This is a genomic window from Enterobacter sp. WCHEn090032 (genome assembly GCF_003986875.1).
Classification (GTDB): domain Bacteria; phylum Pseudomonadota; class Gammaproteobacteria; order Enterobacterales; family Enterobacteriaceae; genus Enterobacter; species Enterobacter sichuanensis.
Genome location: NZ_RXRN01000001.1, coordinates 293,565 through 319,487, shown reverse-complemented (window position 1 = coordinate 319,487; position 25,923 = coordinate 293,565). Strand labels below are relative to the sequence as shown.

32 protein-coding genes and 3 pseudogenes are annotated in these 25,923 nt (G+C 48.5%); 27 read left to right on the top strand and 8 right to left on the bottom strand.

Going from position 1 to position 25,923, the window contains the following annotated elements; genetic code table 11:
* From EKN83_RS01505 to EKN83_RS01475, 8 genes and pseudogenes are all read left to right on the top strand, one after another.
* A pseudogene (locus EKN83_RS01505) lies at positions 1-775 on the top strand (RHS repeat domain-containing protein); the annotation flags it as partial.
* Complete coding sequence (locus tag EKN83_RS01500; RefSeq protein ID WP_126800202.1) at positions 775-1,776, top strand: hypothetical protein; 1,002 nt, start codon at positions 775-777, stop codon at positions 1,774-1,776. The pseudogene EKN83_RS01505 and the gene EKN83_RS01500, both read left to right, overlap by 1 nt.
* 203 nt (positions 1,777-1,979) lie before the next feature.
* Positions 1,980-2,432, top strand: coding sequence for a hypothetical protein (locus tag EKN83_RS01495; RefSeq protein WP_260591092.1), 453 nt, complete (start codon positions 1,980-1,982; stop codon positions 2,430-2,432).
* A 134-nt stretch (positions 2,433-2,566) separates the two neighbouring features.
* The gene (locus tag EKN83_RS01490) at positions 2,567-3,037 is read left to right on the top strand and encodes a hypothetical protein (protein WP_185857648.1); all 471 of its coding nucleotides are present in this window, start codon (positions 2,567-2,569) and stop codon (positions 3,035-3,037) included.
* Positions 3,038-3,129: 92 nt separating this feature from the next.
* Positions 3,130-3,573, top strand: coding sequence for a DUF6386 family protein (locus EKN83_RS01485; RefSeq protein WP_061714945.1), 444 nt, complete (start codon positions 3,130-3,132; stop codon positions 3,571-3,573).
* Positions 3,574-3,809: 236 nt separating this feature from the next.
* Positions 3,810-3,935 (top strand): annotated as a pseudogene (locus EKN83_RS23315) (RHS protein); the annotation flags it as partial.
* Between the two features lie 37 nt (positions 3,936-3,972).
* On the top strand, positions 3,973-4,365 hold the full coding sequence (locus EKN83_RS01480; RefSeq protein ID WP_260591095.1) for a hypothetical protein: 393 nt from the start codon (positions 3,973-3,975) through the stop codon (positions 4,363-4,365).
* 224 nt (positions 4,366-4,589) lie between these two features.
* The gene (locus EKN83_RS01475) at positions 4,590-4,946 is read left to right on the top strand and encodes an SMI1/KNR4 family protein (protein ID WP_126800199.1); all 357 of its coding nucleotides are present in this window, start codon (positions 4,590-4,592) and stop codon (positions 4,944-4,946) included.
* Between the two features lie 64 nt (positions 4,947-5,010).
* Here the strand turns inward: EKN83_RS01475 and EKN83_RS01470 are convergent, their stop codons facing one another.
* The gene (locus tag EKN83_RS01470; RefSeq protein WP_126800198.1) at positions 5,011-5,229 is read right to left on the bottom strand and encodes a hypothetical protein; all 219 of its coding nucleotides are present in this window, start codon (positions 5,227-5,229) and stop codon (positions 5,011-5,013) included.
* A gap of 269 nt (positions 5,230-5,498) precedes the next feature.
* On the opposite strand from EKN83_RS01470, the gene EKN83_RS01465 reads away from it, so the two are divergent.
* From EKN83_RS01465 to EKN83_RS01420, 9 genes are all read left to right on the top strand, one after another.
* Positions 5,499-5,930, top strand: coding sequence for an immunity 26/phosphotriesterase HocA family protein (locus EKN83_RS01465; RefSeq protein ID WP_126800197.1), 432 nt, complete (start codon positions 5,499-5,501; stop codon positions 5,928-5,930).
* Positions 5,931-6,033: 103 nt separating this feature from the next.
* A complete protein-coding gene (locus tag EKN83_RS01460; RefSeq protein ID WP_126800196.1) occupies positions 6,034-6,516 on the top strand; it encodes an SMI1/KNR4 family protein in 483 nt (160 codons plus the stop codon).
* Positions 6,517-7,032: 516 nt separating this feature from the next.
* On the top strand, positions 7,033-7,515 hold the full coding sequence (gene comJ, locus EKN83_RS01450; protein WP_045286253.1) for a competence protein ComJ: 483 nt from the start codon (positions 7,033-7,035) through the stop codon (positions 7,513-7,515).
* Positions 7,516-7,576: 61 nt separating this feature from the next.
* A complete protein-coding gene (locus EKN83_RS01445) occupies positions 7,577-7,822 on the top strand; it encodes a hypothetical protein (RefSeq protein WP_024907057.1) in 246 nt (81 codons plus the stop codon).
* Between the two features lie 144 nt (positions 7,823-7,966).
* Positions 7,967-8,449, top strand: coding sequence for a hypothetical protein (locus EKN83_RS01440; protein WP_126800194.1), 483 nt, complete (start codon positions 7,967-7,969; stop codon positions 8,447-8,449).
* Between the two features lie 26 nt (positions 8,450-8,475).
* Positions 8,476-8,952, top strand: a complete 477-nt coding sequence (locus EKN83_RS01435) for a hypothetical protein (RefSeq protein ID WP_061714950.1) — start codon at positions 8,476-8,478, stop codon at positions 8,950-8,952.
* A gap of 43 nt (positions 8,953-8,995) precedes the next feature.
* Positions 8,996-9,376, top strand: a complete 381-nt coding sequence (locus EKN83_RS01430) for a hypothetical protein (RefSeq protein WP_126800193.1) — start codon at positions 8,996-8,998, stop codon at positions 9,374-9,376.
* A gap of 16 nt (positions 9,377-9,392) precedes the next feature.
* On the top strand, positions 9,393-9,758 hold the full coding sequence (locus EKN83_RS01425; RefSeq protein WP_126800192.1) for a hypothetical protein: 366 nt from the start codon (positions 9,393-9,395) through the stop codon (positions 9,756-9,758).
* 99 nt (positions 9,759-9,857) lie between these two features.
* Positions 9,858-10,151: a YciI family protein gene (locus tag EKN83_RS01420; RefSeq protein WP_126800207.1), complete on the top strand. Its 294-nt coding sequence runs from the start codon at positions 9,858-9,860 to the stop codon at positions 10,149-10,151.
* Between the two features lie 53 nt (positions 10,152-10,204).
* Here EKN83_RS01420 and ychF read toward each other — a convergent pair whose 3' ends face one another.
* Together ychF and pth are read right to left on the bottom strand one after the other, a co-directional pair.
* On the bottom strand, positions 10,205-11,296 hold the full coding sequence (gene ychF / locus EKN83_RS01415) for a redox-regulated ATPase YchF (RefSeq protein WP_020690896.1): 1,092 nt from the start codon (positions 11,294-11,296) through the stop codon (positions 10,205-10,207).
* A gap of 126 nt (positions 11,297-11,422) precedes the next feature.
* Complete coding sequence (gene pth / locus EKN83_RS01410) at positions 11,423-12,007, bottom strand: aminoacyl-tRNA hydrolase (RefSeq protein WP_023336005.1); 585 nt, start codon at positions 12,005-12,007, stop codon at positions 11,423-11,425.
* Between the two features lie 274 nt (positions 12,008-12,281).
* Here pth and ychH point away from each other — a divergent pair, with 274 nt between their 5' ends.
* Both ychH and EKN83_RS01400 read left to right on the top strand, forming a co-directional pair.
* Complete coding sequence (gene ychH, locus EKN83_RS01405) at positions 12,282-12,557, top strand: stress-induced protein YchH (protein WP_008499505.1); 276 nt, start codon at positions 12,282-12,284, stop codon at positions 12,555-12,557.
* Between the two features lie 121 nt (positions 12,558-12,678).
* Complete coding sequence (locus EKN83_RS01400) at positions 12,679-13,737, top strand: MerR family transcriptional regulator (protein ID WP_126800191.1); 1,059 nt, start codon at positions 12,679-12,681, stop codon at positions 13,735-13,737.
* Here the strand turns inward: EKN83_RS01400 and dauA are convergent.
* The 4 genes from dauA to lolB all read right to left on the bottom strand — a co-directional run bounded on the left by dauA (position 13,723) and on the right by lolB (position 18,077).
* Positions 13,723-15,402, bottom strand: coding sequence for a C4-dicarboxylic acid transporter DauA (gene dauA, locus EKN83_RS01395; RefSeq protein WP_045286259.1), 1,680 nt, complete (start codon positions 15,400-15,402; stop codon positions 13,723-13,725). The genes EKN83_RS01400 and dauA overlap by 15 nt on opposite strands.
* 124 nt (positions 15,403-15,526) lie before the next feature.
* Positions 15,527-16,474, bottom strand: coding sequence for a ribose-phosphate diphosphokinase (gene prs / locus EKN83_RS01390; RefSeq protein WP_003856663.1), 948 nt, complete (start codon positions 16,472-16,474; stop codon positions 15,527-15,529).
* Between the two features lie 125 nt (positions 16,475-16,599).
* Positions 16,600-17,469: a 4-(cytidine 5'-diphospho)-2-C-methyl-D-erythritol kinase gene (ispE, locus tag EKN83_RS01385; RefSeq protein ID WP_126800190.1), complete on the bottom strand. Its 870-nt coding sequence runs from the start codon at positions 17,467-17,469 to the stop codon at positions 16,600-16,602.
* Positions 17,466-18,077, bottom strand: a complete 612-nt coding sequence (lolB, locus tag EKN83_RS01380) for a lipoprotein insertase outer membrane protein LolB (RefSeq protein WP_095441639.1) — start codon at positions 18,075-18,077, stop codon at positions 17,466-17,468. The genes ispE and lolB overlap by 4 nt, the downstream gene beginning before the upstream one ends.
* 201 nt (positions 18,078-18,278) lie before the next feature.
* On the opposite strand from lolB, the gene hemA reads away from it, so the two are divergent.
* The 6 genes and pseudogenes from hemA (at position 18,279) to kdsA (ending at position 23,323) form a co-directional block, all read left to right on the top strand.
* Positions 18,279-19,535: a glutamyl-tRNA reductase gene (hemA, locus tag EKN83_RS01375; protein WP_025756524.1), complete on the top strand. Its 1,257-nt coding sequence runs from the start codon at positions 18,279-18,281 to the stop codon at positions 19,533-19,535.
* A 41-nt stretch (positions 19,536-19,576) separates the two neighbouring features.
* Positions 19,577-20,659 carry a peptide chain release factor 1 gene (gene prfA, locus EKN83_RS01370; RefSeq protein WP_025756525.1) on the top strand — a complete coding sequence of 361 codons (1,083 nt, stop codon included), beginning with the start codon at positions 19,577-19,579 and terminating at the stop codon, positions 20,657-20,659.
* Positions 20,659-21,489, top strand: coding sequence for a peptide chain release factor N(5)-glutamine methyltransferase (gene prmC, locus EKN83_RS01365; protein ID WP_126800189.1), 831 nt, complete (start codon positions 20,659-20,661; stop codon positions 21,487-21,489). The genes prfA and prmC overlap by 1 nt, the downstream gene beginning before the upstream one ends.
* Positions 21,490-21,497: 8 nt before the next feature.
* Positions 21,498-21,590 (top strand): annotated as a pseudogene (locus EKN83_RS23455) (siroheme synthase); the annotation flags it as partial.
* Between the two features lie 32 nt (positions 21,591-21,622).
* Positions 21,623-22,432: an invasion regulator SirB1 gene (sirB1, locus tag EKN83_RS01355; RefSeq protein WP_014832276.1), complete on the top strand. Its 810-nt coding sequence runs from the start codon at positions 21,623-21,625 to the stop codon at positions 22,430-22,432.
* Positions 22,433-22,468: 36 nt separating this feature from the next.
* Positions 22,469-23,323 (top strand): 3-deoxy-8-phosphooctulonate synthase, encoded by an 855-nt coding sequence (gene kdsA, locus EKN83_RS01350; RefSeq protein ID WP_025756528.1) that lies wholly within the window; start codon positions 22,469-22,471, stop codon positions 23,321-23,323.
* A gap of 114 nt (positions 23,324-23,437) precedes the next feature.
* Here kdsA and chaA read toward each other — a convergent pair whose 3' ends face one another.
* On the bottom strand, positions 23,438-24,538 hold the full coding sequence (gene chaA / locus EKN83_RS01345; RefSeq protein ID WP_014832275.1) for a sodium-potassium/proton antiporter ChaA: 1,101 nt from the start codon (positions 24,536-24,538) through the stop codon (positions 23,438-23,440).
* 270 nt (positions 24,539-24,808) lie between these two features.
* On the opposite strand from chaA, the gene chaB reads away from it, so the two are divergent.
* The gene (chaB, locus tag EKN83_RS01340) at positions 24,809-25,039 is read left to right on the top strand and encodes a putative cation transport regulator ChaB (RefSeq protein WP_025756529.1); all 231 of its coding nucleotides are present in this window, start codon (positions 24,809-24,811) and stop codon (positions 25,037-25,039) included.
* Between the two features lie 177 nt (positions 25,040-25,216).
* The gene (locus EKN83_RS01335; protein ID WP_045286265.1) at positions 25,217-25,912 is read left to right on the top strand and encodes a gamma-glutamylcyclotransferase; all 696 of its coding nucleotides are present in this window, start codon (positions 25,217-25,219) and stop codon (positions 25,910-25,912) included.
* Positions 25,913-25,923 lie beyond the last annotated feature (11 nt).

The window sequence follows — 25,923 nt, the reverse complement described above, 5'->3', positions numbered from 1 at the left end:
TTTCCGCTATGACCCGCTCGGACGCCGCATCAGCAAAACGCGCCAGCAGATGCTGCGCGGTCAGCTAACCGGCAAGCCGGTTTGTCTGGGAAGGGTTCCGCCTGCTGCAGGAGCTGCACGGAGACGTGCCTCTGACCTATGTCTACAGCGACCAGGACAGCTACGACCCGCTGGCGCGAATTGACGGCGTGGAAGCGCCGGAAATCTTCTGGTTCCACTGCCAGTCCAACGGCACGCCAGAGCGGATGACGGATATCGAAGGGCAGGTGCGCTGGGAAGGGGGGAACAGCGCCTGGGGCAAGCTGTTGCGGGAAAGCGAGACGCAGGGATCAGGATATTCCCAGAACCTGCGGATGCAGGGGCAACACCTGCATTGTGAGATGGTTGCACGACAATCTGTTCCGGTATTACCACCCGGACTGCGGACGGTTTACGCAGAAGGACCCGATAGGGCTGGCGGGGGAGATAAATCTTTACCTGTATGGTGCAAATAGTCTTACGCGAATAGACCTTCTGGGATTAAAACAAGAGGAAGTTATACGCTATACGAGTAAAGATGAAGCGATTGCATCAGCTTCTGAGCACGGTGGTAAAGGCGGATTGGTCCCAAATAATCGTGGTGATAAAGCCATATGGGTTAATCATGATAGCCGACCAGGATTTAACCCTGGATAAAAATATCCTTTCTCGTTTTAATGATAAAATCACTTCATTCCAGATTGAAAAGAAAGATGCTAAAGGTAATTGGAAGAAATGTGGTAAGAGGATTACGTAATGATTTTTGAAATGTTTATACATAAAATTGAACACTTCACTAATGCGAGAGCAGAGATTGAAAGTTTTGGAAAATATATCTATGTTCAGGATGAACCGGACCTTTTCCCCGTTTGTTTTAAAAAAGTAAATGGGAAGCATGTAGAGTTGAGTCGTTGGCAAACTTGCTTTCCTAAAGTTATGTTTCAGCGTGCGTTAAACAAGTTAGGCCTAAGTGAAGATGGTAAGTATGCATTTGAAGTTTTCCTTTCTCGATTAGGTTATCTTTTTCAAATAGATAACCGACAGCGTATAGATAAAGATATCTTTATCTTGTTTTATATCTATCAACTGTTTTCTTTAAAAGATAACGAAGAAGATTACGCTATAAAAGCAAAAATCTTTTTTTTAAGATTTTTGTGTTTTGAAATGGGCATGGATGATGACTCTTATAATTTGCTATGCATTACTAAAGATGGGATTTGTATAAATACTTCTCAGCATGGTAATGTCTCAATATTGTCTTTGCTTGAGCGATTTTATGTACAATTTGAAAAAAAGAAAAACTTTGAAGATATTAAGTCTATAAAACATTATCAATCATCAGTGCTGAATTTTTTGTTTGTTGCGAACAACGATATAAATCACCTGTCTTTTAATGATAAAAACTGCTACCTTTGCCATCCTGATAGTTTTATTAATACTTATGAGAAATCTAAAGAAACAATTTATAGAGCCTTGGAACAGTGTTTTGACAAGTATCAATCCACGAAGAATTTACTAATATCAAATTTCATTCTAATGAATTATTCGTATTATATTGTTAGAAATAATTTGACAGATCTAAAAAGTTTAAGAAGACATGTTTCTTCAGATATGTTTAGACAAATAATTTCCTCAATAGTGTACAGAGGTTTTTTTGTGAATGAAGATGAGATATTTAAGGTGGTTGGCAATGAATATGACATTAGCCTTGAAAAAAATGAAGGTCGAATGCGTTTTAATTTAATATATTCGATTTAAGGCATTAATGTTAGATCACTGTCGGGGGCATTAGGTTTTGAATGTTCAAACCGCTGTAGAGCCCTCGATTCTTCAAGGCCAAACTATGGCAGGACAATAGATTTACGGTTTGCTCGTTGTAAGTTGAAAACCTGGTATCTCTCATACCGTGCCTTGGCGGATGCCTCGTGATAATAAAGAACGAAGGAAGATTTTATTGGTTCGTGGCCTTTAAAGAAATGTGGATTTTAGACAGAGCAAAATGGGTAGAAGATTTTGTGAGAAGTGGGATGGAAATAAACCTACAGGATATCCATAAGGAAAGATATAACATACCAGTTGTAAATGAAGAAAACGCAAAGGTATTCATTGATGGTTTAATTAAAGATGCTTATTTATATAATAAGGATGATATAGCTGAGGAGTTTTATAATAGGCTTTCGCAAAAAACCACCTGGTGGGATATATATGATCTAATGCCAGATTTGTTTATAGACTTTGATAATAAAAGACTATATTCCCAATATGTCGAAAGTATGCCTTATCACAAATATGTTCCTGATGATTGGCAAGGTGAACTTGTAGATTTCTGCAGTGATGGATCGTTACCTCAAGATGAAATGTTATGGATAAAAAATGAGACAGATCATAGGAGCATTGTAATCTCTAAAGGGTAAAAATATATCTCCAAAATACTTTTTTTTAGTGTGCTATGGTAGATGCATCATGTTAATCTTTAACCATTGAGCTGAATTGTGAAGAAGATGGAATTTACTATAATTTAATTCTTGTTCCGAATGGATGGGTGTAAATGATTGATTTTTATGCTGATATTTTATCAGGGAGAGCGCTAGGTAACGTGTTTTTGGGTGAAAATATAAGTAAATATATGAATGAGTTATATACCGATTTTAAGGTAAATTACTTTGATTATTTTTTGCCTGATGATGAGAAAAGGCTTGCATATATTGTAGATGACACTATCACAATCGCTACCCTTGAAGATGGAACGATCATTTCGATTGGTTGTAATGTAAGCTATAAGGGGAGGTATAATAACATATTACAAACAGGTCACACGATGAGGCAAATAATCGACTTGACTAATAAACAACGCATTTTTAATGGTTTCATTATTATAAATGACGACTTTGGTTTTTCATTTGAGTTGCCAGCGCCTTATGATGAAATCGCAGATAGCATTGCACATGTTCCACTGGATCTCGTTCTTAATGAAATCCGTGTAGCTGATTACTCTGACTGGAATCCTCAAAAAATATAACGCTGAAATGTGAGTTGGGATTGATACTACAGATTATAACTTGACATAATAATTTTTTTAATTATTTCATAAAAGATTAAGTATTGAAAATTATGCATGCAATAATACATTTCCAAACAAATACAGCAACAATTGTGATTTATGATTTAATGTCACTAAAACATAGACTTAACGATGATGTAGATTGGTGGAGCCTTCCAGAAGATGAAGTTGAAGAAATAAATAAAGGTAATGTGTTATTTCTCAATCTTGGAGATGATGGAACCTATAAAGTCCATATTAAAAGAGATGTTGATGAATGTACCGGGTCGCTATTTTTAAACGTACCTTCTGGAAAGGTTTTCATTGGGGCGGGAGAAGATGTCACTGGCGGAGATCTTGAGCCTGACGACTCAGATGCCATTTCAGGTGAGTTTATTACTTTAGAACCTGGTAGTTACGAAGTTAAATATAAAAAGCAAGATTCAAATATTCTAATTTCCTTTGCAAAAGCAACGATTACTGAAAACTCATTAGAAGAGGGAGTTTATCTTTGAATAAAAAATAGAATAATACAAGTAGTTCATCACATAGTCATTTTTAACAATTTTCTTTTTCCTTCTGCGCGCACCTTGCTTGCTTTTTTGCACTTTGCTTACTCTTAACCTCCATAATCGGTTATTATACTTGCGACGAATAACCCCAACCTCAGGAAAGTCCCCGTAGTTGCTGACCACCCGCAGCGAGTACGATCTCCTCGGGCTTCTGCATTGTCGGGATGTTTTACCCGGCAACGAGCCGCCAGGTGCTGGGCGGACAGCCCGCCGGTAAGCTGGTGACCACCTGGTTTGTCCGGGAAGGGTTCAGCCTGCTGCAGGAACTGCATGGAGACGTCCCGCTGACCTACGTCTACACTGATTTGAGAGATATAGTTTAGCGAGGTAACACAGGACTTGATGCTCATCAAGCGGGGCAAAAATGTAGGAGATAATGTGAATAAAGATGAGTTAGTTGTGAGATCATTACTTGCCGAGCTTTTAGGCGATACGCTAAATTATTATATTGATAATCTATCTGACTTATCCAGGTCAAATGGTGATGAAGATCCTTATTCGCGGGCAAGAAGTGTAATTCATAAACTATCCCCAGAAGAACAGGAGAAAATTTTCAATTTCCTTAGGTTGGTCATTGTTGATACAACTTCTACTGTTCTCGGAACAATCGATGGTTCACGTTTCCCTCCAAATATAGATGGGGATTTTAAACTTGAATATGACGGCGATGAAATACAAGGCTCCTTACAAGATGAATTAATTTCAAGATCTGAAGAGCTTGGTGTTTATAAATAAAGATTCTATCAATCTTTAACCATTGCGCTGAATATATAGAGCATTGATAAGAAAAATTGGGTTTTTATTCCATTTTTTATTATGCAATTAATGGCTGGTTAGTTTCAGGAAAGAAACAATAATTGCCCTTATTAATAATTACAACTAATTCATCAATAAATGCGAACCTAATGGAGATAATATTTATCTTAACATAGGATTTATTCATTTATAGGTAAGCCGATATGGAAAAGCAAGATTTAATTGATCAGTTAAATGAAGTTGAAAAGATTATACACACGTCTTTACCTTCTGAATATAAGCGCTTTATGATTGAGAACGTCAAAGATAGCTACTCTTATGAAATTCAACGAGCAAATGGTGGCCAGCTTTATGTTTTCAATTGTTTTGACTTGCTTGAAAGAAATAATACATACACAATTAAATCGGTGGAGCCTGACGTTTTATTGATTGGTCAAGATGGTGATTTGGGATACTTTTTGAATTTGCGTAAAGGTACTGATGAGATTTATTCTTTAGATCTTGGAGCGTTAGGAAGTCTGGACATGGATAAAGAAAGTAATAGCATATTTAGGCTATAATGTTTGATTTATTAATCATCTAGTTCAGAACATTGAAAAATCCACGTCAAATCGTGAATTTTTTTCAAAACAAATCAAATATTGAAAAGTAGTTTATCACATCGCATTTTTTAATGATATAATCTTCCCCTTGCACACCCAGCGCTGCGCCGCTGGTCCCTCTGCCTGGATTAAGATTGCCGCAATAACCTGGTGTGGGAAGAGCGGGACGATAACCCTTCACGATGAAAAGAATATTATCTATGGAGGACGTGGGGAAGCTCCAGCTCGTTTGAATAGCCATGCTAATATACCGGGTAAATCACATTTGGAACAGTTGTCTATATTTGATAATAATTTGACCAAAGCGGAAATTAAATTCCTGGTACAAAGGATTATGGTTCTTAATGGTGGAGCTAAATCAGTGATCTCCTTAACAAATCTCATAAATAAAATCAGATCATTTAGTCCTTATAACCCAAATGCTAGCACATATGATATTGCGGGTCATAACAGTGATTGGGGTGGAAAAGTATTGAAAGATGCGTTATCAATTCTGAAAGGTAATAGCTTATGAAAGTAAAATACAAAGAGGGTGACATCTTTGTCATTCCGATGAGTAATGGGAAATTTGCGATTTGCCAGATTGTATTTGCTCCAAAACAAAAGTTTAAGCAAGCAATAGGTTTCTGCATTTTATCAATACAGAATACGGAGGAGCTTGAAGATAACAGTTCACTGAGACCTTTATTTTTTGAAAAGTTTGGCAAAGAGATGAAGGTTGTTTTCACTGGCAATCAGAATATTAGCAAAGGCATTTGGAAAATTATTGGCCACGCTAATCTTACTGAAGAAAAAAAAGAATTAAAAATATTTAATTATGCTGGCGGCTTATATGATGGGGAGGACGAAATCAGGCGTTTATCTGTTGCGGAATATCCAAATTACACAACAATGGGGGTTTCAGGCTTTGAGCTTGTCGACAATGTTCTGATAAATATTTGATCATCAGGGGAGGCGGGCTTCCTAAGCTAATTTTCATACAGCAACAGCTCATAAACACCTTAAATAAATTCGCGATTTTTTTGATCATCTGGCCAAATAATATATGAATCATTTCAGTAACTGTGAAAAAAAGATTGGACGTGCAGATATTGCTAAAAATGAAGAAGAATTATCTATTATTCTTCCTGATGATTTCATTTCACATTATCTGCAATTTAATGGTGGCACTCCTGAGAAAAGTTGGTGGGCCGATGATGAAGATTTTGAACCAGTAGAGGTGGCTGGGTTTAAACCGTTTATTTATAATAGTCAGACAAATGATGACCCTAGATCTTTAATTGATGGTTGCTATATCAGCATGTTGGATAGGCAAGTGATCCCAAAAAACCTTTTTCCCTTCGCAAATGATTGGGGAGGGAATTTCTTCTGTCTGGATTTAGATAATTACTCAATTGTATACTTTGCTACAGATTCTTTTGATGAGTATTTGACTATGCAAGAGAATCACATAAAACTTCAGAGATATCTGACAAATTCATTTTCCATCTTTGTTAATGGATTGGTAACAGAAGAAGATCTTTCTTAAGAAGCCATTGAACGTTAACAATATATTCACTACAATTAATAAGGGTAAATGTAAATTGAATAAGATGCCAGATAATTCAATTGTTGTTATTGATGTGGCTGGGACTAGTATAAAGATTGATATTTTCTCAGAGGAACTATGATAAATTTGCAATCTTATAATGAAGTATTGGATTTTCTGGAATTATTTTTTCAAAAATATATTCTTGATTATAATTGCCTCAAGGATATGCAATCTATTTTAGAGGGTTGTCGAAAAGAAAAAACGGTTTCTATTCGATCTATAGACTCATGCTTTATGGTATATAGACGAAAGACTCAAGATTATAGAGTCCTTGCTCATGAGGAACAGGAGATATGGAGGCAGTTGTTCAATATATGGCAATAAATTTTTATAAGCAAAACTGGCAAGAGATGACGGATATCAAAGAGCAGTAACTGTGGTGCAGGGTCTAATATTGGTAACGTTTTTATCAGAGCAGTCAGGTGTAACGAGAATAAAAATCGAGGTAAGGTAATGAACAATAAAAACATACAAATAGTTAATCTACTGATTTCGCATAGTCAAATATTGTTACGATCCCGAGACTATGATGAGAAACTGAGTCAGTGGGGGAAAGGAAATATTTCACAAGGTGCTGTACTTCATAAGGATTATGTAATATTTGATCCATTGCCAGATGATGCATTTGGCGCAAACGTGAATATTAAAGTAGAACAATCTTTCAATTTAGATGAGAATTCTCAGCGCTGCATCGTTGTGCCATTTTTTGTTACGGAACAACATAAATTACAAGTCGCTTCAGCAACTGAAAAATTTGATTTAAGCTTAGGATTAAATGATAAAACTTATTCACTGTTTTATGAAGTTTGTGAAGGAGATGAAATTTATTATAATTTCACGCTCGTACCGACAAAAGAAACTGTTGCAGCTAAGTTTTTGCTAGACGATCCCTGGGGTGGAATAAAAAATCATCCTCTTAAAGAAGGTGTTTTTTAAATTTAAAGCTAACATTGGATGTGCTAAAATAAATCGAAATAAGAGCTCAGAGAAGCCTGTCATGAATTACGATTCATATAACGAAGTACTCGATTACCTCATTGTTTTTTTCAACGAAAGAGTGAATTCATCAATTTATTTAGAAAAAATAATGACTTTGATTGAAGGATCTCGCTCTGAAAAAACGGTGATGATAAGAGCTATTTATGAAACATACATGCAGTATGTAAAACAAAATAAAGATGGCATAAAAGTTATCGCTGGGGAAAAAGAAATGTGGATTGACTTATTGCACCATTGGCAATAAGACTTTATTGCTATGTGGATATTATTGTAAATGTTATAACAAATGTGATTTTACACGGAAAATTATCGTCATATGGCTGTTATCATGTTAAGTCGACTATATCATTAAGATCTTGTTAGACAGTCAAAAGTAAAGCAGGGGAACATGATTGAATTCAATTTAAATCCGATTACCGGTGATCTGACATTTGATGATCTTCCTTTGGGAATTGATACTGAAGAAGGCTTTTGTAAGAGTGGTTTATACCACGAATTAATCAAGCGAAAAGCTGTAAATAAAACCATGCCGAATCACTACCTTGTTGACTCAGTAGCGTTTTTCGACAAAGAATTTCAAGTTACTATACGCCCGTTGTGCTATGGTTTTCCTTTTATGCTTCATCTTGTTGATAAAAACAGTCAGTATTATAACGCATTAAATGACTGGAATGCGCGAGCTAATATTCACATGCTAAATGAATCAGTGAAAAGCTTATCTGATTGGCTAAAAGAATCACTCAATCTGGACACGCCTGATACCATGGAAACAGACATGATTAGGTGGCGCTTTGAATGGGGGCGGGTTTCTGTCTCATATGAGATAAAATCATTTAATCACGGGATATATTTAACCTGGAATATAATGTAGTCACTTCCAGACAAGGTGGTTTAGATATGTTAGAAATGAATTTTGATGTTAATAGTGGCTTTGTGGCTATTAACAATTACCCCCTCGAGTTAAAGGATGTTGAGACTTTTAAAAACTCCGAATTTTACATGTTATTCTCTCCGTTGAATACAATAGGCTCTTATTATTTCTCTATTGATAATATCGATTGGAAAGATCAAACTTTCATATTAGAACTGAGGCCTTCTGTGTTTTCTTTTTCTCCTTGCATATTCCTTACCAGTAAGAATGGGAATTTTTATAAAACTTTATGGGATTGGGATAAAAGAGCCAATTTGCGTAATTTATCTGAAGAAGAACAGCGCTTGACAGCATGGGTTGATAGTGAAATAACCTCACGCCCTAAACTTAAAATTAGTACGCCTCCATACGGAACTCAGTGGCATCATGAGTGGGGAAGCATTATTGTACAGTCTAATGAGAAAAGCTTCGACTGTGGAATTTATATCGAATGGAATGTTTGACTGAATGACATTATTGATTAATAAAATTAAAAGGTTATAAAAAATGAGAATAACTAATCGACTGAAAAAGAAGGTACTAGTCCTGGATGGCATAGATAATGACTTTTTAGATTCTGGCGCAGAAATAGCATGCCCTGAATGCGAGGGAGTAATAATCTATTCTATCGTAAACTCATATGAATTTGACTCGCTCTCTGAAGAGGTAAAAGACTTTTTGGTTAAGAAAATGAGAGGTGTAAAGTTTGTTAGTGAACATAAGAAGTATATATACGATGAAAGCCAATTATATGTTTCGAAAAACACATGTTCAAAGTGTGTAAAGGAGTTTTCTACTATATTAACGTATAAAGAAGTGCAACCAGCCCGATACCGGGTATATCTTGTGGGGCTTTTTGATGGTGATCTGAAACAGATCAAGCTTTAAAAGTTGAGGTTTACCGATGATTGAAAATCTCATTTGTATTAAAGAAAATGACCTGCTTCAGTGGGCGTGTGGTGAACGTAACATACGGGTTAGGATGCCATTTTTAGACTCTGCAATGGTCGACTCAACACGCCAGTTAGTCTTTGCGTTAAGCCAACCAAAGCCATTACCAACCGTTTTGACCATCTTCAATGCTCGGGGCGAAAAACTATTTTGGTCTGCACCTCCTGAAGGCGCTATTTTCTATTACTTAACTTTCAACCAGTCAAAGGAAGTGATTGTGGCCTGTAGCTATGTGGTAAAGCAAAACGGCTGGCATGACTGGTTCTATTCGTGGAATAGGAAGAATAACGCGTTGTCTCGATCGGGCCCTGCATATTAAGATTAAATGTGCCCAAAATGATAACGATACCCGATGGCAACAGAGGAACTGCATAAGCAATTCCAACAAACGGCTAAAAACACAGCTGAGAGGCAAAGGATGAGCACGGTTTATATTGTCATTTTAACCTATATCAAACCACTCGAAGAGATTGACGCAGCAATACCTGCGCATGTCGAGTGGCTAAAAAAAGGGTATGCAGAGGGAATTTTCCTCGCATCCGGAAGACGGGTGCCGAGAATCGGTGGGGTCATTCTCGCGAAATGTGAAAGTCTTGCCTCTCTTGAAGAGCGATTACGCGAGGATCCTTTTCAGAGGTTAAAGCTCGCGACGACTGAAATCATCCCTTTTGAACCCAGCATGAAAACAGAACTCTTAGACAATGTCTTTTGACCCCGCAATAAAAAAACCACGCCAGGGCGTGGTTTTTTTTCATTCAAGACGACTCAGACGTTGAACAGGAAGTTCATCACATCGCCATCTTTAACGATGTATTCTTTCCCTTCCGCACGCATCTTGCCGGCTTCTTTCGCGCCTTGCTCACCCTTGTAGGTGATGAAATCTTCAAACGCGATGGTCTGCGCACGAATAAAGCCTTTCTCGAAGTCGGTGTGGATTTTACCCGCAGCCTGAGGCGCAGTTGCACCCACAGGGATGGTCCAGGCACGCACTTCTTTCACGCCAGCGGTGAAGTAGGTCTGCAGGTTGAGCAGGGCATAACCAGCACGGATAACGCGATTCAGCCCTGGCTCTTCCAGGCCCAGTTCTGCCATAAACTCGTCACGCTCTTCGTCATCCAGTTCGGCGATATCGGCTTCTACTGCGGCACAAACCGGAACCACGACAGAACCTTCTTTCTCGGCGATAGCACGCACCTGATCGAGGTACGGGTTATTTTCAAAACCGTCCTCGTTCACGTTGGCAATGTACATGGTTGGCTTCAGCGTCAGGAAGCTCAGGTAGCGGATGAGCTCTTTCTCGTCTTTGCTCAGATCCAGAGAGCGCAGCATGCCCGCGTTTTCCAGCTGTGGCAGACATTTTTCCAGCACCGCCAACTCGGCTTTGGCATCTTTATCGCCACCTTTGGCTTTCTTGGAGATACGGTGGATCGCACGTTCGCAGGTATCAAGATCCGACAGCGCCAGCTCGGTGTTGATGACATCAATATCTTCAGCCGGGTTTACTTTACCCGCTACGTGAATGATGTTGTCGTTCTCGAAGCAGCGTACAACGTGGCCGATCGCTTCGGTTTCACGGATGTTGGTCAGGAACTGGTTACCCAGGCCTTCACCTTTGGATGCGCCTTTTACCAGGCCTGCGATGTCCACGAACTCCATGGTGGTCGGCAGAATACGCTGTGGCTTCACGATTTCCGCGAGCTGGTCCAGGCGCGGGTCAGGCATTGGCACCACGCCAGTGTTAGGTTCGATGGTACAGAACGGGAAGTTCGCCGCTTCGATACCCGCTTTGGTAAGCGCGTTAAACAGGGTGGATTTGCCCACGTTTGGCAGACCGACGATACCGCATTTGAATCCCATTTCTAAATCACCTTAATATCTTGATAATCAATCCGTTAACAATAACCGATTGATGAAAAGTAAATAACTACGGCTATTATACACGTAACCCGCATCACGCGCGGTAAAAAAGCCGTACTGGATGGATTATTGCGCTTTAAAAGCGTGCAAGCGGTTTGTCGCTTTGGTTAAGCCATCTTTCAGCCAGATTTCGGTGCAGCGCGCCGCTTCGTCTACCGCCTCGTCTATCAGTTTCTGCTCTGAAACCGGGGGCTTACCTAGCACAAAACCTACAACTTTGTTTTTATCGCCCGGATGGCCGATTCCCACGCGTAAACGGTGAAAATTCGGGTTATTGCCCAGCTTGCTGATGATGTCTTTCAGACCGTTGTGACCGCCGTGCCCGCCGCCCAGCTTGAATTTCGCTACGCCTGGCGGAAGATCCAGCTCATCGTGGGCCACCAGAATCTCATCCGGATTAATACGATAAAACGTTGCCATCGCTGCCACCGCTTTACCGCTCAGGTTCATAAAGGTGGTGGGCACCAGTAAGCGAACATCCGCGCCTGCGAGGTTGATACGTGAGGTATACCCGAAGAATTTAGGTTCTTCACGCAGGGGTGCACGTAACCGCTCGGCCAGCAGATCGACGTACCATGCTCCGGCATTGTGGCGGGTCGCCGCATACTCTGCGCCGGGGTTGGCGAGGCCGACAATCAGTTTAATCGTCACGATTCAATTCCTAATGGGTTCCAGATCTGGCGCGTAGTTTACTGTCTGGCGCGCCGCTTGACAAAATTCTGCGATCGTCTCAGCGAAATACGAATAATTTCTTATTTGAACAATTAGAATTTCAAGCTGTTCAAAGCCTTATTTGTAAACTTTTGTTTGGGAGTTATCTGTAATTGTGATCATTCACGCAACTCATAAAAGGGGCGTTGTCTATACTTTACACACAAGGATTAGGGGCTTTTCCCCTGACAACCCAAAGTTCCGGAGGTGACATATGAAACGCAAAAACGCTTCGCTACTCGGTAACGTGCTGATGGGTTTGGGGCTGTTTGTGATGGTTGTCGGCGTAGGTTATTCAATATTAAACCAGCTGCCGCAGCTTGATCTCCCGCAATACTTCGCGCATGGCGCGGTTCTGAGCATCTTCCTCGGTGCGGTATTGTGGCTCGCCGGGGCACGCGTGAGCGGCCATGAGGAAGTGTGCGATAAATACTGGTGGGTGCGCCACTACGATAAACGCTGCCGTCGCGATCAGCATAAGCACAGCTAGTGCCAGGACGAAAGAACACCGAAACGACTCCCCAGGGAGTCGTTTTTTTTTGCATCAAGGGTTGACCCTCACGTAACGTAAGGCATCAGAGTGGCGGCACTGGCAAAGAAAAGGAGCAGTTATGTTGATTCAGGTGGGTGAGCTGGCGAAGCGGGCCGGCATCACCGTGCGAACATTGCACCACTATGAGCAAACAGGGGTGTTGCTGCCTTCTGCCAGAAGCGCGGCAGGTTACCGGCTTTATAACCTGGCGGATGTCCAGCGCCTGCACATGATTCAGGCACTGGCAAAAGCGGGGCTGGAACTTGCTGAAATCAGGGATTTTCTGGAACAAAAGTCGCTGTCGTTAACGGAACTCCTCGATGCGCAAATCAGCCTGCTGGATAAGCAGTTGCGCAGCATACACACGCTGCGTGACAGGCTGGTGGATTTGCGTACCGGGCTTACCGCCGATGAGACGCCCGATCTGGAATCCTGGCTACAGACTCTGGAGTTAATGAATATGTACGATCGCTGGTTTACGAAAGAAGAGTTACAGCAGCTGCCGTTTGCCCTGCAGAAGGATGCGCTGGCGGCTATCTGGTCGGGGCTGGTTGCAGAGGTCAATACCCTGCTGGAACAGCACGTACCCGTTACAGACCCGCGGGCGATGGACTTGGCCACGCGCTGGATGGAACGCCTGGAGCAGGACACGGCAGGCAGGCCGGAGTTTCTGACCCGGCTGAACGAGATGCACAGCGCAGAGCCGCAGATGCAGGCGCAAACCGGCATCACGCCGGAGATGACCGACTATATTACGCGGGCGTTTGCCGAGTCGAAGCTCATTATCTGGGAGAACTATCTCTCTGCCGAAGAGATGGCGTTTACCCGGGCACATTACTTTGACCGCATGATGGAGTGGCCGCCGCTGGTGGCGAAACTGCATCAGGCGCAGCAGGAAAACCTCGACCCCGCCTCTGACGATGCGCAAAAGCTTGCCGAAAACTGGCTGGCGCTGTTCCAGTCGTACGCGGGCACGAACCCGGAGACGCAGCAAAAGTTTCGCGTGGCCATGCAGCAGGAGCCGCATCTGATGAAGGGAACATGGATGACGCCTGCCGTGCTTGAATGGCTCCAGCAGGCGATTGGGGTGATGATGCAGAGACGATTCTCTGCATCAGGGGGCTCACAGATCCGCTAACGCGGCATCACGATTAGGGTAGAAGGCTAGGCGGCCAGGGATCGGCTGCACCCCCGCCCGCGCCATGGTGCGCAGAGGCTGGAACTCAAGATTACTTACCCGCAGTTCACATCCTTCCGGCAGACGTTTCACAAAACGCTGGAAGGCGTCCAGCCCGCCCGCATCCAGCACCGGCACGGCATCCCATTTCAGGACCACTATCCGCTTGCCCGCAATGCGGGACTCCAGATCGCTGAACAGACCTTCTGCCGCGGCGAAGAACAACGGACCAATCACGCGCAGAACCAGCACATCATCTGGCACCTCCACGTTAACCGGGGAGAGGCGCGTCATCTGCGCAATACGGCGCATAAACAGCAGGGAAGCGAGCACGATCCCGACGCTGATGGCGATGACCATATCGAACAGCACGGTCAGCGACATGCAGATCAGCATGACGATGATGTCGTCTTTCGGGGCGCGGCGCAGCAGGTTTACCACCTTATGCGCCTCACTCATGTTCCAGGCCACCATCAGCAGCAGGGCGGCCATGGCGGAAAGCGGCAGCCAGGAGAGCAGCGGAGCGAGGATCAGCAGGGCTAAGATCACCAGCACAGAGTGGATTACCGCTGAAACCGGCGAGGTGGCCCCGGCGCGCACGTTTGCCGCAGAACGGGCGATGGCCGCCGTGGCCGTAATGCCGCCAAAGAACGGTGCGATGAGGTTGCCTAACCCCTGGCCGACCAGCTCGCTGTTGGCTTTGTGCTTGGTGCCAGTCATGCCGTCGAGCACGACGGCACAGAGCAGAGATTCAATCGCCCCGAGCATTGCCATGGAGAAGGCCGCAGGAAGCAGCGCGCGCAGGGAATCCCAGCTTAAGGTAAAGCTGGAGCCGGGCATGTCCCACGGCAGCACCAGTTGCGGTAACAGTTGCGGTATGCCGCTACCCTGTGAACCGTCCGCCAGAACATAGTGGAACTGCGAGCCAATGGTGGCGACATGGCCGCCGAACATATTCACGACAGCCATCACCGCGCAGCCCAGCAGCAGCGCGGGCAGATGGCCCGGCAGACGAATGCCCAGACGAGGCCAGACGATCAGCGTCCCCAGCGTCACAATCCCGATGGCGGCGTCGCCCAGGTTGGCAGTTGGCAGTGCCATAAACAGCGCCCCCACTTTTTGCAGGTAGTGTTCCGGAACGTGCGCCATCTGCAGGCCAAGGAAATCCTTGATTTGCATCGTTCCGATGGTGATACCGATCCCGGAAGTGAACCCCAGCGTAACGGAAAGGGGAATGTACTCTATCAGGCGGCCAAAGCGGGCCAGGCCAAACAGAATTAAAAAGAGCCCGGACATCAGGGTGGCGACAAGCAGGCCTGCCAGACCAAACTGCTGTGAAACGGGGTAGAGGATCACCACAAAAGCGGCAGTCGGGCCGGAAACGCTGAAACGTGAACCACCGGTCAGAGCAATGACGATCCCGGCAACGGCTGAGGTGTACAGACCGTACTGCGGCGCAACGCCGCTACCAATCGCCAGCGCCATCGCCAGCGGGATGGCGATAATGCCGACGGTGATCCCGGCAATCAGGTCACGCACAAAGCGTGATGAGGTGTACTTCTCTTTCCAGCAGGCGTCGATGAGGGCGCGAAAGGGCAGAACATGTGAGGAAGTTACGTTTTTCACAATTATCTATCATCCGTATGCGCATCATCTGTCATGTGAATGGCAGGTGAAGGAGGCATTAATCATACAAATAAAACCCAGAGACAAAAAAACCCGCCGCAGCGGGTTTTTTGGCCGTGTCCGATTAGTGTTCGAACATTGCAGAGATGGATTCTTCGTTGCTGATACGACGAATCGCTTCGGCCAGCATCCCGGACAGGGTCAGGGTACGCACGTTTGGCAGTGCCTTGATCTCGTCGCTCAGTGGGATGGTATCGCATACCACCACTTCGTCAATAACGGAGTTGCGCAGGTTGTTCACTGCATTGCCGGAGAAGATCGGATGGGTCGCGTAAGCGAACACGCGCTTGGCACCACGCTCTTTCAGCGCTTCAGCAGCTTTACACAGCGTACCGCCGGTATCGATCATGTCGTCAACCAGTACGCAGTCACGGCCAGCCACGTCACCGATGATGTGCATCACCTGAGAAACGTTAGCGCGCGGACGGCGTTTGTCGATGATCGCCATGTCGGTATCGTTCAGCAGCTTAGCGATAGCACGAGCGCGTACCACGCCGCCGATGTCCGGAGAAACCACGATTGGGTTGTCCAGGTTCAGCTGCAGCATGTCTTCCAGCAGAATTGGGCTGCCGAATACGTTATCAACCGGGACGTCGAAGAAGCCCTGGATCTGCTCTGCGTGCAGGTCAACGGTCAGTACGCGGTCAACGCCGACGCTGGACAGGAAGTCAGCGACAACTTTGGCGGTGATTGGCACACGCGCAGAACGAACGCGACGGTCCTGACGGGCATAGCCGAAGTAAGGGATTACAGCAGTGATACGGCCTGCTGAAGCACGACGCAGGGCGTCGACCATAACAACCAGTTCCATCAGGTTGTCGTTTGTTGGAGCACAGGTGGACTGGATGATGAAAATATCACCACCGCGTACATTTTCGTTGATTTGTACGCTGACTTCGCCGTCGCTAAAGCGACCTACGGCGGCGTCGCCGAGGGAAGTGTACAGGCGGTTGGCAATACGTTGTGCTAGTTCCGGGGTGGCGTTACCAGCAAAAAGCTTCATATCAGGCACGAGAAGAACCTCAGGCATGCGTCCAGTGGTGGATAGCGTTCGCCGTAAACTGTGCGGGCCAGGCAAAGGCTATCCAGGCGGTGTATTAAAGAGCGCGATGCAACGTCTGGAACAGGGTGACGTTGTCACCGAAACTCAGTCTGCGCCAGAATGGCGTGCTGTAGGGGGGAGGTGTTCATCCCGCGCGCTACAAAACCATGCAGCCAAACCGGCGCTTGCTCAAGCACCTGACGAGCGGCGGATTCGGTGTCAAATTCAGCAAAGACACAGGCCCCTGTACCAGTCAGGCGCGACGGCGCGTATTCTAACAGCCAGGAAAGCACCGCATCAACCTCGCGAAAACGTTTTCTTGCGATATCCTCGCAATCGTTGCTGAATTCACAATTTAATAACGTTTCTATTGACCGCACCGGGGTATTTCTTTTCAGGTCAGGATCTTTAAAGATGACCGGGGTCGGAATGCTCACCCCCGGGTGGGCAACCAGGTACCATTTTTCCGGCGGTTCAACCGGAGAGAGGATCTCACCCACGCCCTCGGCAAACGCCGCATGCCCGCGCACAAACACCGGGACATCTGCGCCCAGCGTCAAACCTAAGGCCGCCAGTTCGTCCTGCGACAGTCCGCAACCCCAGAGATGGTTCAGCGCAACCAGCACGGTGGCAGCGTTAGAGGAGCCTCCGCCCAGCCCGCCGCCCATTGGCAGACGCTTCTCGATACGGATGTCCGCACCGCTACCCGCCGCCAGGCGACCGGATTGCGCCGCGGCGTTCATCAGCAGACGCGCAGCGCGCACAATCAGGTTGTCCTCATGTGCCACGCCGTCGACCGGCGTCAGGAGGCAAATTTGTCCGTCCTGGCGCAGTTCAATGGAGATCGTGTCGCCATAGTCAATGAACTGAAACAGCGTCTGCAGGGTGTGATACTCGTCAGCGCGCTGGCCGGTAATGTATAAAAACAGGTTCAGTTTTGCCGGAGAGGGCCAATGGGTCATCATTTAACGATCCAGTTATCCATCTTCAGCTTGATGCGCTGGCTGCCCTGAGTCAGCTCCATGTTGGATGGCAGCGCCGGTTTACTCTTACTGTCATAGTCGTTGTACACCACTTTCCAGGTTTTGCCGTTCTGGGTGTAACTGATCTGGCTCAGACGGTATTGATCGTCAAGCGTGTAGTCGGTCGCCTCACCCGGCAGGCCAAGGATCCACTGGCGCAGGCTGTTGAGCGGAATAGGCATTCCCGTCAGTTTGCCAATCATCTCTTCGGCATCGGTCGCGGTGTAGTGCTGGCCTTTGTTATCGGTGATCTGCGCTTCGCCCGGTTTGGCGATAAGCTCCAGTTCGGTACTGCCCAGCGGGTTCAGCAGCAGAAGGCGATAGTTGTCCTGGCCGGTCTGCTGCCAGAAGAAGCGTGCATAAACTTTTTGTTCGTCAGAGAGATAAGCGAAGGCGCCGCGGGTCTGGTACTGGCTCAAATTACGGACATCCTGCTGGTGCTGACGCCACTGCGGTGAATCAGGGCTTTTGCCCGGGCCTTTTGGTTGAGTGACGGTACATGCGGTCAGAACCAGTGCCGCCAGCGGCAGCAGGCGAATCAGTCGGGTCATAATGAGGACAAATCCTTGAGATACGTTGCAGTTATAACTGTTAATGCTAGCGTTGATGGTCCCCACCGTCTACGTTCAAATTATCTCAAAGCGTTGTGTAACCTATTACTCCGAAAGGGGGCAGTCCCTTTTATTGATCTCGCGCATCCTGTATGATGCGTTCTGCTAACCTTATTAACGCTGGTACTACTCCCGCTCAACATGACCCTATTAGCACTCGGTATCAACCACAAAACAGCCCCGGTTTCGCTGCGAGAACGCGTTACGTTTTCGCCGGATACGCTTGACCTGGCGCTGGACAGCCTGCTTGCCCAGCCGATGGTGCAGGGTGGCGTGGTGCTCTCGACGTGCAACCGTACCGAGCTCTATTTAAGCGTGGAAGAGCAGGATAACCTGCACGAAGCGCTGATCCGCTGGTTATGCGACTACCACAACCTCAATGAAGACGAGCTGCGCAACAGCCTGTACTGGCATCAGGATAACGATGCCGTCAGCCATCTGATGCGCGTCGCCAGCGGGCTGGATTCGCTGGTGCTGGGCGAGCCGCAAATCCTGGGGCAGGTGAAAAAAGCCTTTGCGGATTCGCAAAAAGGGCATCTGAAGGCCAGCGAGCTGGAGCGCATGTTCCAGAAATCATTCTCCGTGGCAAAGCGTGTGCGAACCGAAACCGACATTGGTGCTAGTGCGGTTTCTGTTGCTTTCGCGGCCTGCACCCTTGCACGCCAAATCTTTGAATCCCTGTCAACCGTCACCGTGATGCTGGTGGGCGCGGGCGAAACCATCGAACTTGTGGCGCGCCATCTGCGCGAGCATAAAGTGAAAAAGATGATTATCGCTAACCGCACCCGCGAACGCGCGCAGGTGCTGGCGGATGAAGTGGGGGCAGAGGTGGTTGCCCTGAGCGACATCGATGAACGCCTGAAAGAGGCGGATATTATTATCAGTTCGACCGCCAGCCCGCTGCCGATCATCGGTAAAGGGATGGTGGAGCGCGCGCTCAAATCCCGTCGTAATCAGCCGATGCTGCTGGTGGACATCGCCGTTCCGCGCGATGTGGAGCCAGAAGTTGGCAAGCTGGCTAACGCCTACCTTTACAGCGTGGATGACCTGCAAAGCATCATTTCGCATAACCTCGCTCAGCGTAAAGCGGCGGCGGTGCAGGCGGAAACCATTGTCGAGCAGGAAACCAGTGAGTTTATGGCCTGGCTGCGCGCGCAAAGCGTCAGCGAGACCATCCGCGAGTACCGCGGACAGGCGGAACAGGTGCGTGATGACCTGACTGCCAAAGCGTTAGCGGCCCTTGACCAGGGCGGCGATGCACACGCGATTATGCAGGATCTGGCATGGAAACTGACCAACCGCCTGATCCATGCACCAACCAAATCTCTTCAGCAGGCTGCCCGTGACGGGGATGATGAACGCCTGACTATTCTGCGCAACAGCCTCGGGCTGGAATAGCGCCCTATACCCATTTTCTAAGACAAGGTGCACTTACGCCTATGAAGCCTTCTATCGTCGCTAAACTGGAAGCTCTGCACGAGCGCCATGAAGAAGTCCAGGCGCTGCTCGGCGATGCCGGGACCATTGCGGACCAGGAACGTTTTCGCGCGCTCTCACGTGAATACGCGCAGTTAAGTGATGTTTCTAAATGCTATACCGACTGGCGACAGGTTCAGGAAGATATCGAAACCGCGCAGATGATGCTCGACGATCCTGAAATGCGCGAGATGGCGCAGGAAGAGTTGCAGGATGCGAAAGCGCGTTCAGAAGAGATGGAGCAGCAGCTTCAGGTACTTCTGCTGCCGAAAGATCCGGACGATGAGCGTAACGCCTTTGTAGAGGTCCGCGCCGGTACCGGCGGTGACGAAGCGGCCCTGTTTGCTGGGGACCTGTTCCGCATGTACAGCCGCTACGCCGAGTCACGCCGCTGGCGCGTGGAGATCATGAGCGCCAACGAAGGCGAACACGGTGGCTACAAAGAGGTTATCGCCAAGATCAGCGGCGACGGCGTGTACGGTCGTCTCAAGTTTGAATCTGGCGGTCACCGCGTACAGCGCGTGCCGGCTACCGAATCTCAGGGTCGCATTCATACCTCCGCCTGTACGGTGGCGGTGATGCCGGAGCTGCCGGAAGCGGAACTGCCGGACATCAACCCGGCCGATCTGCGCATCGACACCTTCCGCTCCTCCGGGGCGGGCGGTCAGCACGTTAACACCACCGACTCCGCCATCCGTATTACCCACCTGCCAACCGGCATTGTGGTGGAGTGCCAGGACGAACGTTCCCAGCACAAAAACAAAGCCAAAGCGCTTTCCGTGCTGGGGGCGCGTATTCACGCGGCAGAAATGGCGAAACGCCAGCAGGCGGAAGCGTCAACCCGTCGCAATCTGCTGGGCAGCGGCGATCGCAGTGACCGCAACCGCACCTACAACTTCCCGCAGGGTCGCGTGACGGACCACCGCATCAACCTGACGCTCTACCGTCTGGACGAGGTGATGGAAGGGAAACTGGACATGCTGATTGAGCCTATCGTGCAGGAATACCAGGCTGACCAGCTGGCGGCACTGTCCGAGCAGGAATAATGGATTTTCAGCACTGGTTACGCCATGCCTCCGGTGAGCTTTCCGGGAGTGAAAGCCCGAAGCGTGATGTCGAAATTTTGCTTGAGTACGTGACGGGCAAAGCTCGCACGTATCTGCTGGCGTTCGGCGAAACCGAACTGACCGCTGAACAGGAAGCGCAGCTCGCCGCGCTGCTTGCCCGCCGTAAAACCGGTGAGCCGGTGGCGCATCTCGTCGGAGAGCGTGAGTTCTGGTCGTTACCCTTGTTCGTCTCTGCGGCGACGCTGATCCCGCGTCCTGACACCGAGTGTCTGGTGGAGCAGGCGCTGGCGCGTTTACCCGCAGAGGCCTGCCGCATTCTCGATCTCGGTACGGGGACCGGGGCCATCGCCCTGGCGCTCGCCAGCGAACGGCCCGATTGCGCGGTCACGGCGGTGGATGTGATGCCCGACGCGGTGGCGCTGGCGCAGCGTAACGTGGACCGTCTTGCCCTGGCGAACGTGACCGTGCTGCAAAGCAGCTGGTTTAGCGCGCTGGAGAAGCAGACGTTCGGGATGATTGTCAGTAACCCGCCCTATATTGACGAGCATGACCCACACCTCTCGCAGGGGGATGTGCGCTTCGAACCGCTGTCTGCGCTGGTTGCCGCCAGGGAGGGATTAGCCGATCTCGATCACATTGTGACAACGTCACGACAGCATTTACTTCCCGGTGGCTGGCTGCTGGTGGAGCATGGCTGGACGCAGGGGGATGCCGTACGGGCGCTGTTTACACAGGCAGGCTACACGGCGGTTGAAACCTGCCGCGACTACGGCGGTAACGAGCGTCTGACGCTGGGGCAATGGGCATGAAGCCTGGCTATCTGCCATTTACTGATAAAGGCGCAGGGCTGACTGAAAAGCCGTTTGGCGTTATCATTGACATCGTTTTGGGTTTTATCGCGTCTGGACGTCATTGTACGCGCAGTCGTTACTGGGGTAAGTCATGAGGTCCTTAGCCGATTTCGAATTTAATAAAGTGCCGCTCTGCGATGGCATGATCCTGATTTCGGAGATGATTCGCGACGATTTTACGTCGCAGTATGTCTACGATGAACTGGAGAATCTGGTCAGCCTGGCGCGCGAAGAGATCAATCAGGCGCGTCCGCAGGACTGGCAGCTGGAGAAGCTGCTTGAGCTTTTCTACGGCGAATGGGGTTTCTGCGACACGCGGGGCGTGTATCGCCTGTCTGACGCATTATGGCTGGACCAGGTCTTAAAAAATCGTCAGGGCAGCGCGGTCGCGCTGGGTTCTATTTTGCTGTGGATCGCGCACCGTCTGGATATTCCACTGGTGCCGGTCATTTTCCCGACGCAGATGATCCTGCGTGCCGAGTGGCTGGACGGTGAAATGTGGCTGATTAATCCGTTTAACGGCGACACGCTGGACGAGCATACGCTGGACGTCTGGCTGAAAGGCAATATCAGCCCGGTGGCCGAGCTCTTTAATGAAGATCTCGACGAAGCCGACAACGCCGAAGTTATCCGTAAACTGCTGGATACGCTGAAATCGGCGCTGATGGAAGAGCGTCAGATGGAGCTGGCCCTGCGTGCCAGCGAAGTGTTGCTGCAGTTTAATCCGGAAGATCCGTACGAAATTCGCGACCGCGGGCTTATTTATGCCCAGCTCGACTGCGAGCACGTGGCGCTGAATGATTTAAGCTATTTCGTCGAACAATGTCCGGAAGATCCGATCAGCGAAATGATTCGGGCGCAGATCAACGCGATCTCGCACAAACAAATTACACTGCATTAATCTTAATTCCGATTCACACCTGAATAAGGCGATCCTATGAAACAAAAAGTGGTTAGCATTGGTGATATCAACGTGGCAAACGACCTGCCGTTCGTGCTGTTTGGCGGTATGAACGTGCTGGAATCCCGCGATCTCGCCATGCGTATCTGCGAGCACTACGTGACCGTGACCCAGAAGCTGGGCATCCCGTACGTGTTTAAGGCCTCTTTTGACAAAGCCAACCGCTCCTCAATTCGCTCTTACCGTGGCCCGGGCCTGGAAGAGGGGATGAAAATTTTCCAGGAGCTGAAACAGACGTTTGGCGTGAAAGTGATCACCGACGTGCATGAAGCTTCTCAGGCGCAGCCAGTGGCTGACGTGGTCGACGTGATCCAGCTTCCGGCGTTTCTGGCTCGCCAGACTGACCTGGTGGAAGCGATGGCGAAAACCGGTGCGGTCATTAACGTGAAAAAACCGCAGTTCGTGAGCCCGGGCCAGATGGGCAACATCGTCGATAAATTTATCGAAGGTGGCAACGACAAAGTTATCCTGTGCGACCGTGGCGCTAACTTCGGCTACGACAACCTGGTGGTGGACATGCTGGGCTTCAGCGTGATGAAGAACGTCTCTAACCAGTCGCCGGTGATCTTCGACGTAACCCACGCGCTGCAGTGCCGTGACCCGTTTGGCGCGGCGTCGGGTGGCCGTCGTGCGCAGGTGACCGAGCTGGCGCGTGCCGGGATGGCGACCGGCCTGGCGGGTCTGTTCATTGAAGCGCACCCGGATCCGGATAACGCGAAATGCGACGGTCCTTCCGCGCTGCCGCTGGATAAACTGGAGCCGTTCCTGAAGCAGATCAAAGCGATTGACGATCTGGTGAAAAGCTTCGACGAGCTGGATACCAGCAAATAATAAAAAACCCGCTTCGGCGGGTTTTTTTATGGGGCATATTGCCGGGTGGCGCTGCGCTTACCCGGCCTACAGAACCCGTAGGCCCTGCAAGCGAAGCGCCGCTGGGCAAAAAGGCTACGCAAAAATCGTCATCAGATACGCAACAAACAAAGCCATATGCGCTGCCCCGTTCAGCACATTGGTGCGTCCGGTGGAGAACGAAATCTGGCACAGCAGCAATGATGCCACCATCACAATCATCTCCGGCGCGCCCAGCGCAAACTGCAGTTCGTTGCCGGTCATAAAGGCAATCAGCGTCACTACCGGTACGGTGAGTGAAATGGTCGCCAGTACCGAGCCGAAGAACAGGTTCATCGCGCGCTGCACCTGATTGTTCAGCACCGCTTTCAGCGCCCCCAGCCCTTCAGGGGACAGAATCAACAGCGCCACCAGGAAACCGGTAAACGCCACTGGCGCGTTCAGCTCGGTCAGCAGTGTCTCCAGCGGGTTGGCATTCATCTTGGTGACGGCAATCACCGCAATCAGATGTACGATCAGCCAAACCGTATGCCACGCGCTGCTGTGGGCCGACGGCTTACCGTGGTGCGGGTCATCGTCGTCGCTGTCATCTTCATGCTCATACACAAACAGGCTCTGGTGCGTTTTGGTCTGAATCAGCAGAAACACGCCGTACATGGCTGCGGAAATGAGCGCGACCAATAACGCCTGACCGGTAGAAAAATTGGCGCCTGGCAGCGCCATTGGGAAGACCAGCACAATAATCGCCAGCGGGAAGAGTGCTATCAGATACTGTTTAATGCCGAACAGGTTCATATACTGGGTCGCGAATTTGCGTCCGCCCAGTAACAGAGAAAAGCCCACCAGACCACCCGTGACAATCATGATGATCGAATAGAGCGTGTCGCGCATCAGCGTCGGCGCGGCGTCACCGGTCGCCATGAGTGCGGAAATAAGACTGACTTCAAGAATAACAACGGAAAGGCTGAGAATTAACGAACCGTAAGGCTCACCAAGGCGGTGGGCTAATACGTCCGCATGGCGAACCACGCTAAATGCGCTGGTTAAGATACCGACCAGGGCCAGAATATTGATACCAACCACCACTGGCAGTGACTGACTGCTTCCCCAGAAGAGCAGCACAGCCAGTGCCAGAACCGGGAAAATGAGTGACGTCTCCTTGTGGCGGGTCTTCACCGCCTCGTGTGCTGCTGTCATGTGCTTCTCCATCAATGCAGGTGCTTGTCATTATAGATAGATTTTTGAGGCCGTTACATTAACAGCTCTCTGTTAAATACCCTTTATTTTTTACTCAAATTTACCCTTTGTGTTGATATTGCGTCATGATACGCATAATGCGTTATCTTCATTTTATATTCCTTAAATAACAGTGTATTATCATTATAATTTACGCATAAATTATTCCTGACTGGCACCATGGCGTATCGTCGTCCACACTTATCTCTTTAAGCAAAAGAGAGGTTAGTGATGCCCTATAAAACGAAACGCGAATTACCGGATAACGTACAAAACGTACTCCCTGAACACGCGCAGGAGATCTACAAAGAGGCGTTTAACAGCGCCTGGGATCAATACAAAGATAAGGACGATCGCCGGGATGATGCCAGCCGTGAAGAGACGGCGCACAAAGTCGCCTGGGCCGCAGTCAAACATGATTATGAGAAAGGAGACGATGATAAATGGCATAAAAAGAAATAGCTGTGAAATCATTCGCTGCCTTCATTTTGACTTTTCAGGCGGTTGAACTGCTGTTGTATTGCAACGGGTCCGCTAATTGCTTATCGTAATTTGACTGCTGGCAAAATGACCAGCACAGAATGCCGGGAAGGCGAATTACAGATGTCGCAAGGAAGCATGCAGTGGCGGAGGTGTAAAGTGTTAACGCGTGATTTCTTAATGAAGGCAGATTGTAAGACGGCATTTGGTGCTATTGAGGAATCGCTTCTCTGGTCAGCTGAACAACGTGCGGCGTCACTCGCTGCCACGCTTGCCTGCCGCCCGGATGATGGCCCGGTATGGATTTTTGGCTACGGTTCACTGATGTGGAACCCGGCTCTGGAATTTGTCGAATCGGCGACGGGTACGCTCCCCGGATGGCATCGCGCATTTTGCCTGCGATTAACCGCCGGACGCGGCAGCGCGTGTCAGCCGGGACGCATGCTTGCACTGAAAGAGGGCGGTCGTACCACGGGAGTGGCCTATCGTCTTCCTGATGCCACGCTGGAAGAGGAGCTGACGCTGCTCTGGAAGCGTGAGATGATCACCGGCTGTTATATGCCGAGCTGGTGCAAGCTGGACCTCGACGACGGACGCACCGTCAATGCGCTGGTCTTTATTATGGATCCGCGTCATCCGCTGTACGAAGCGGACACCCGCACGCAGGTGATTGCGCCGTTAATTGCCGCCGCCAGCGGGCCGCTGGGCACCAACGCGCAGTATCTTTTCTCCCTCGATCAGGAACTGACCCGCCTCGGCATGAAGGACGATTGTCTGAATGAGCTGGTGGTAAAGGTGAAGGCGCTGCTGGAAGGAAACGCGGTCAACAGCACGCTGCGACCGGGCTTTGCCTGATAATACGCCCG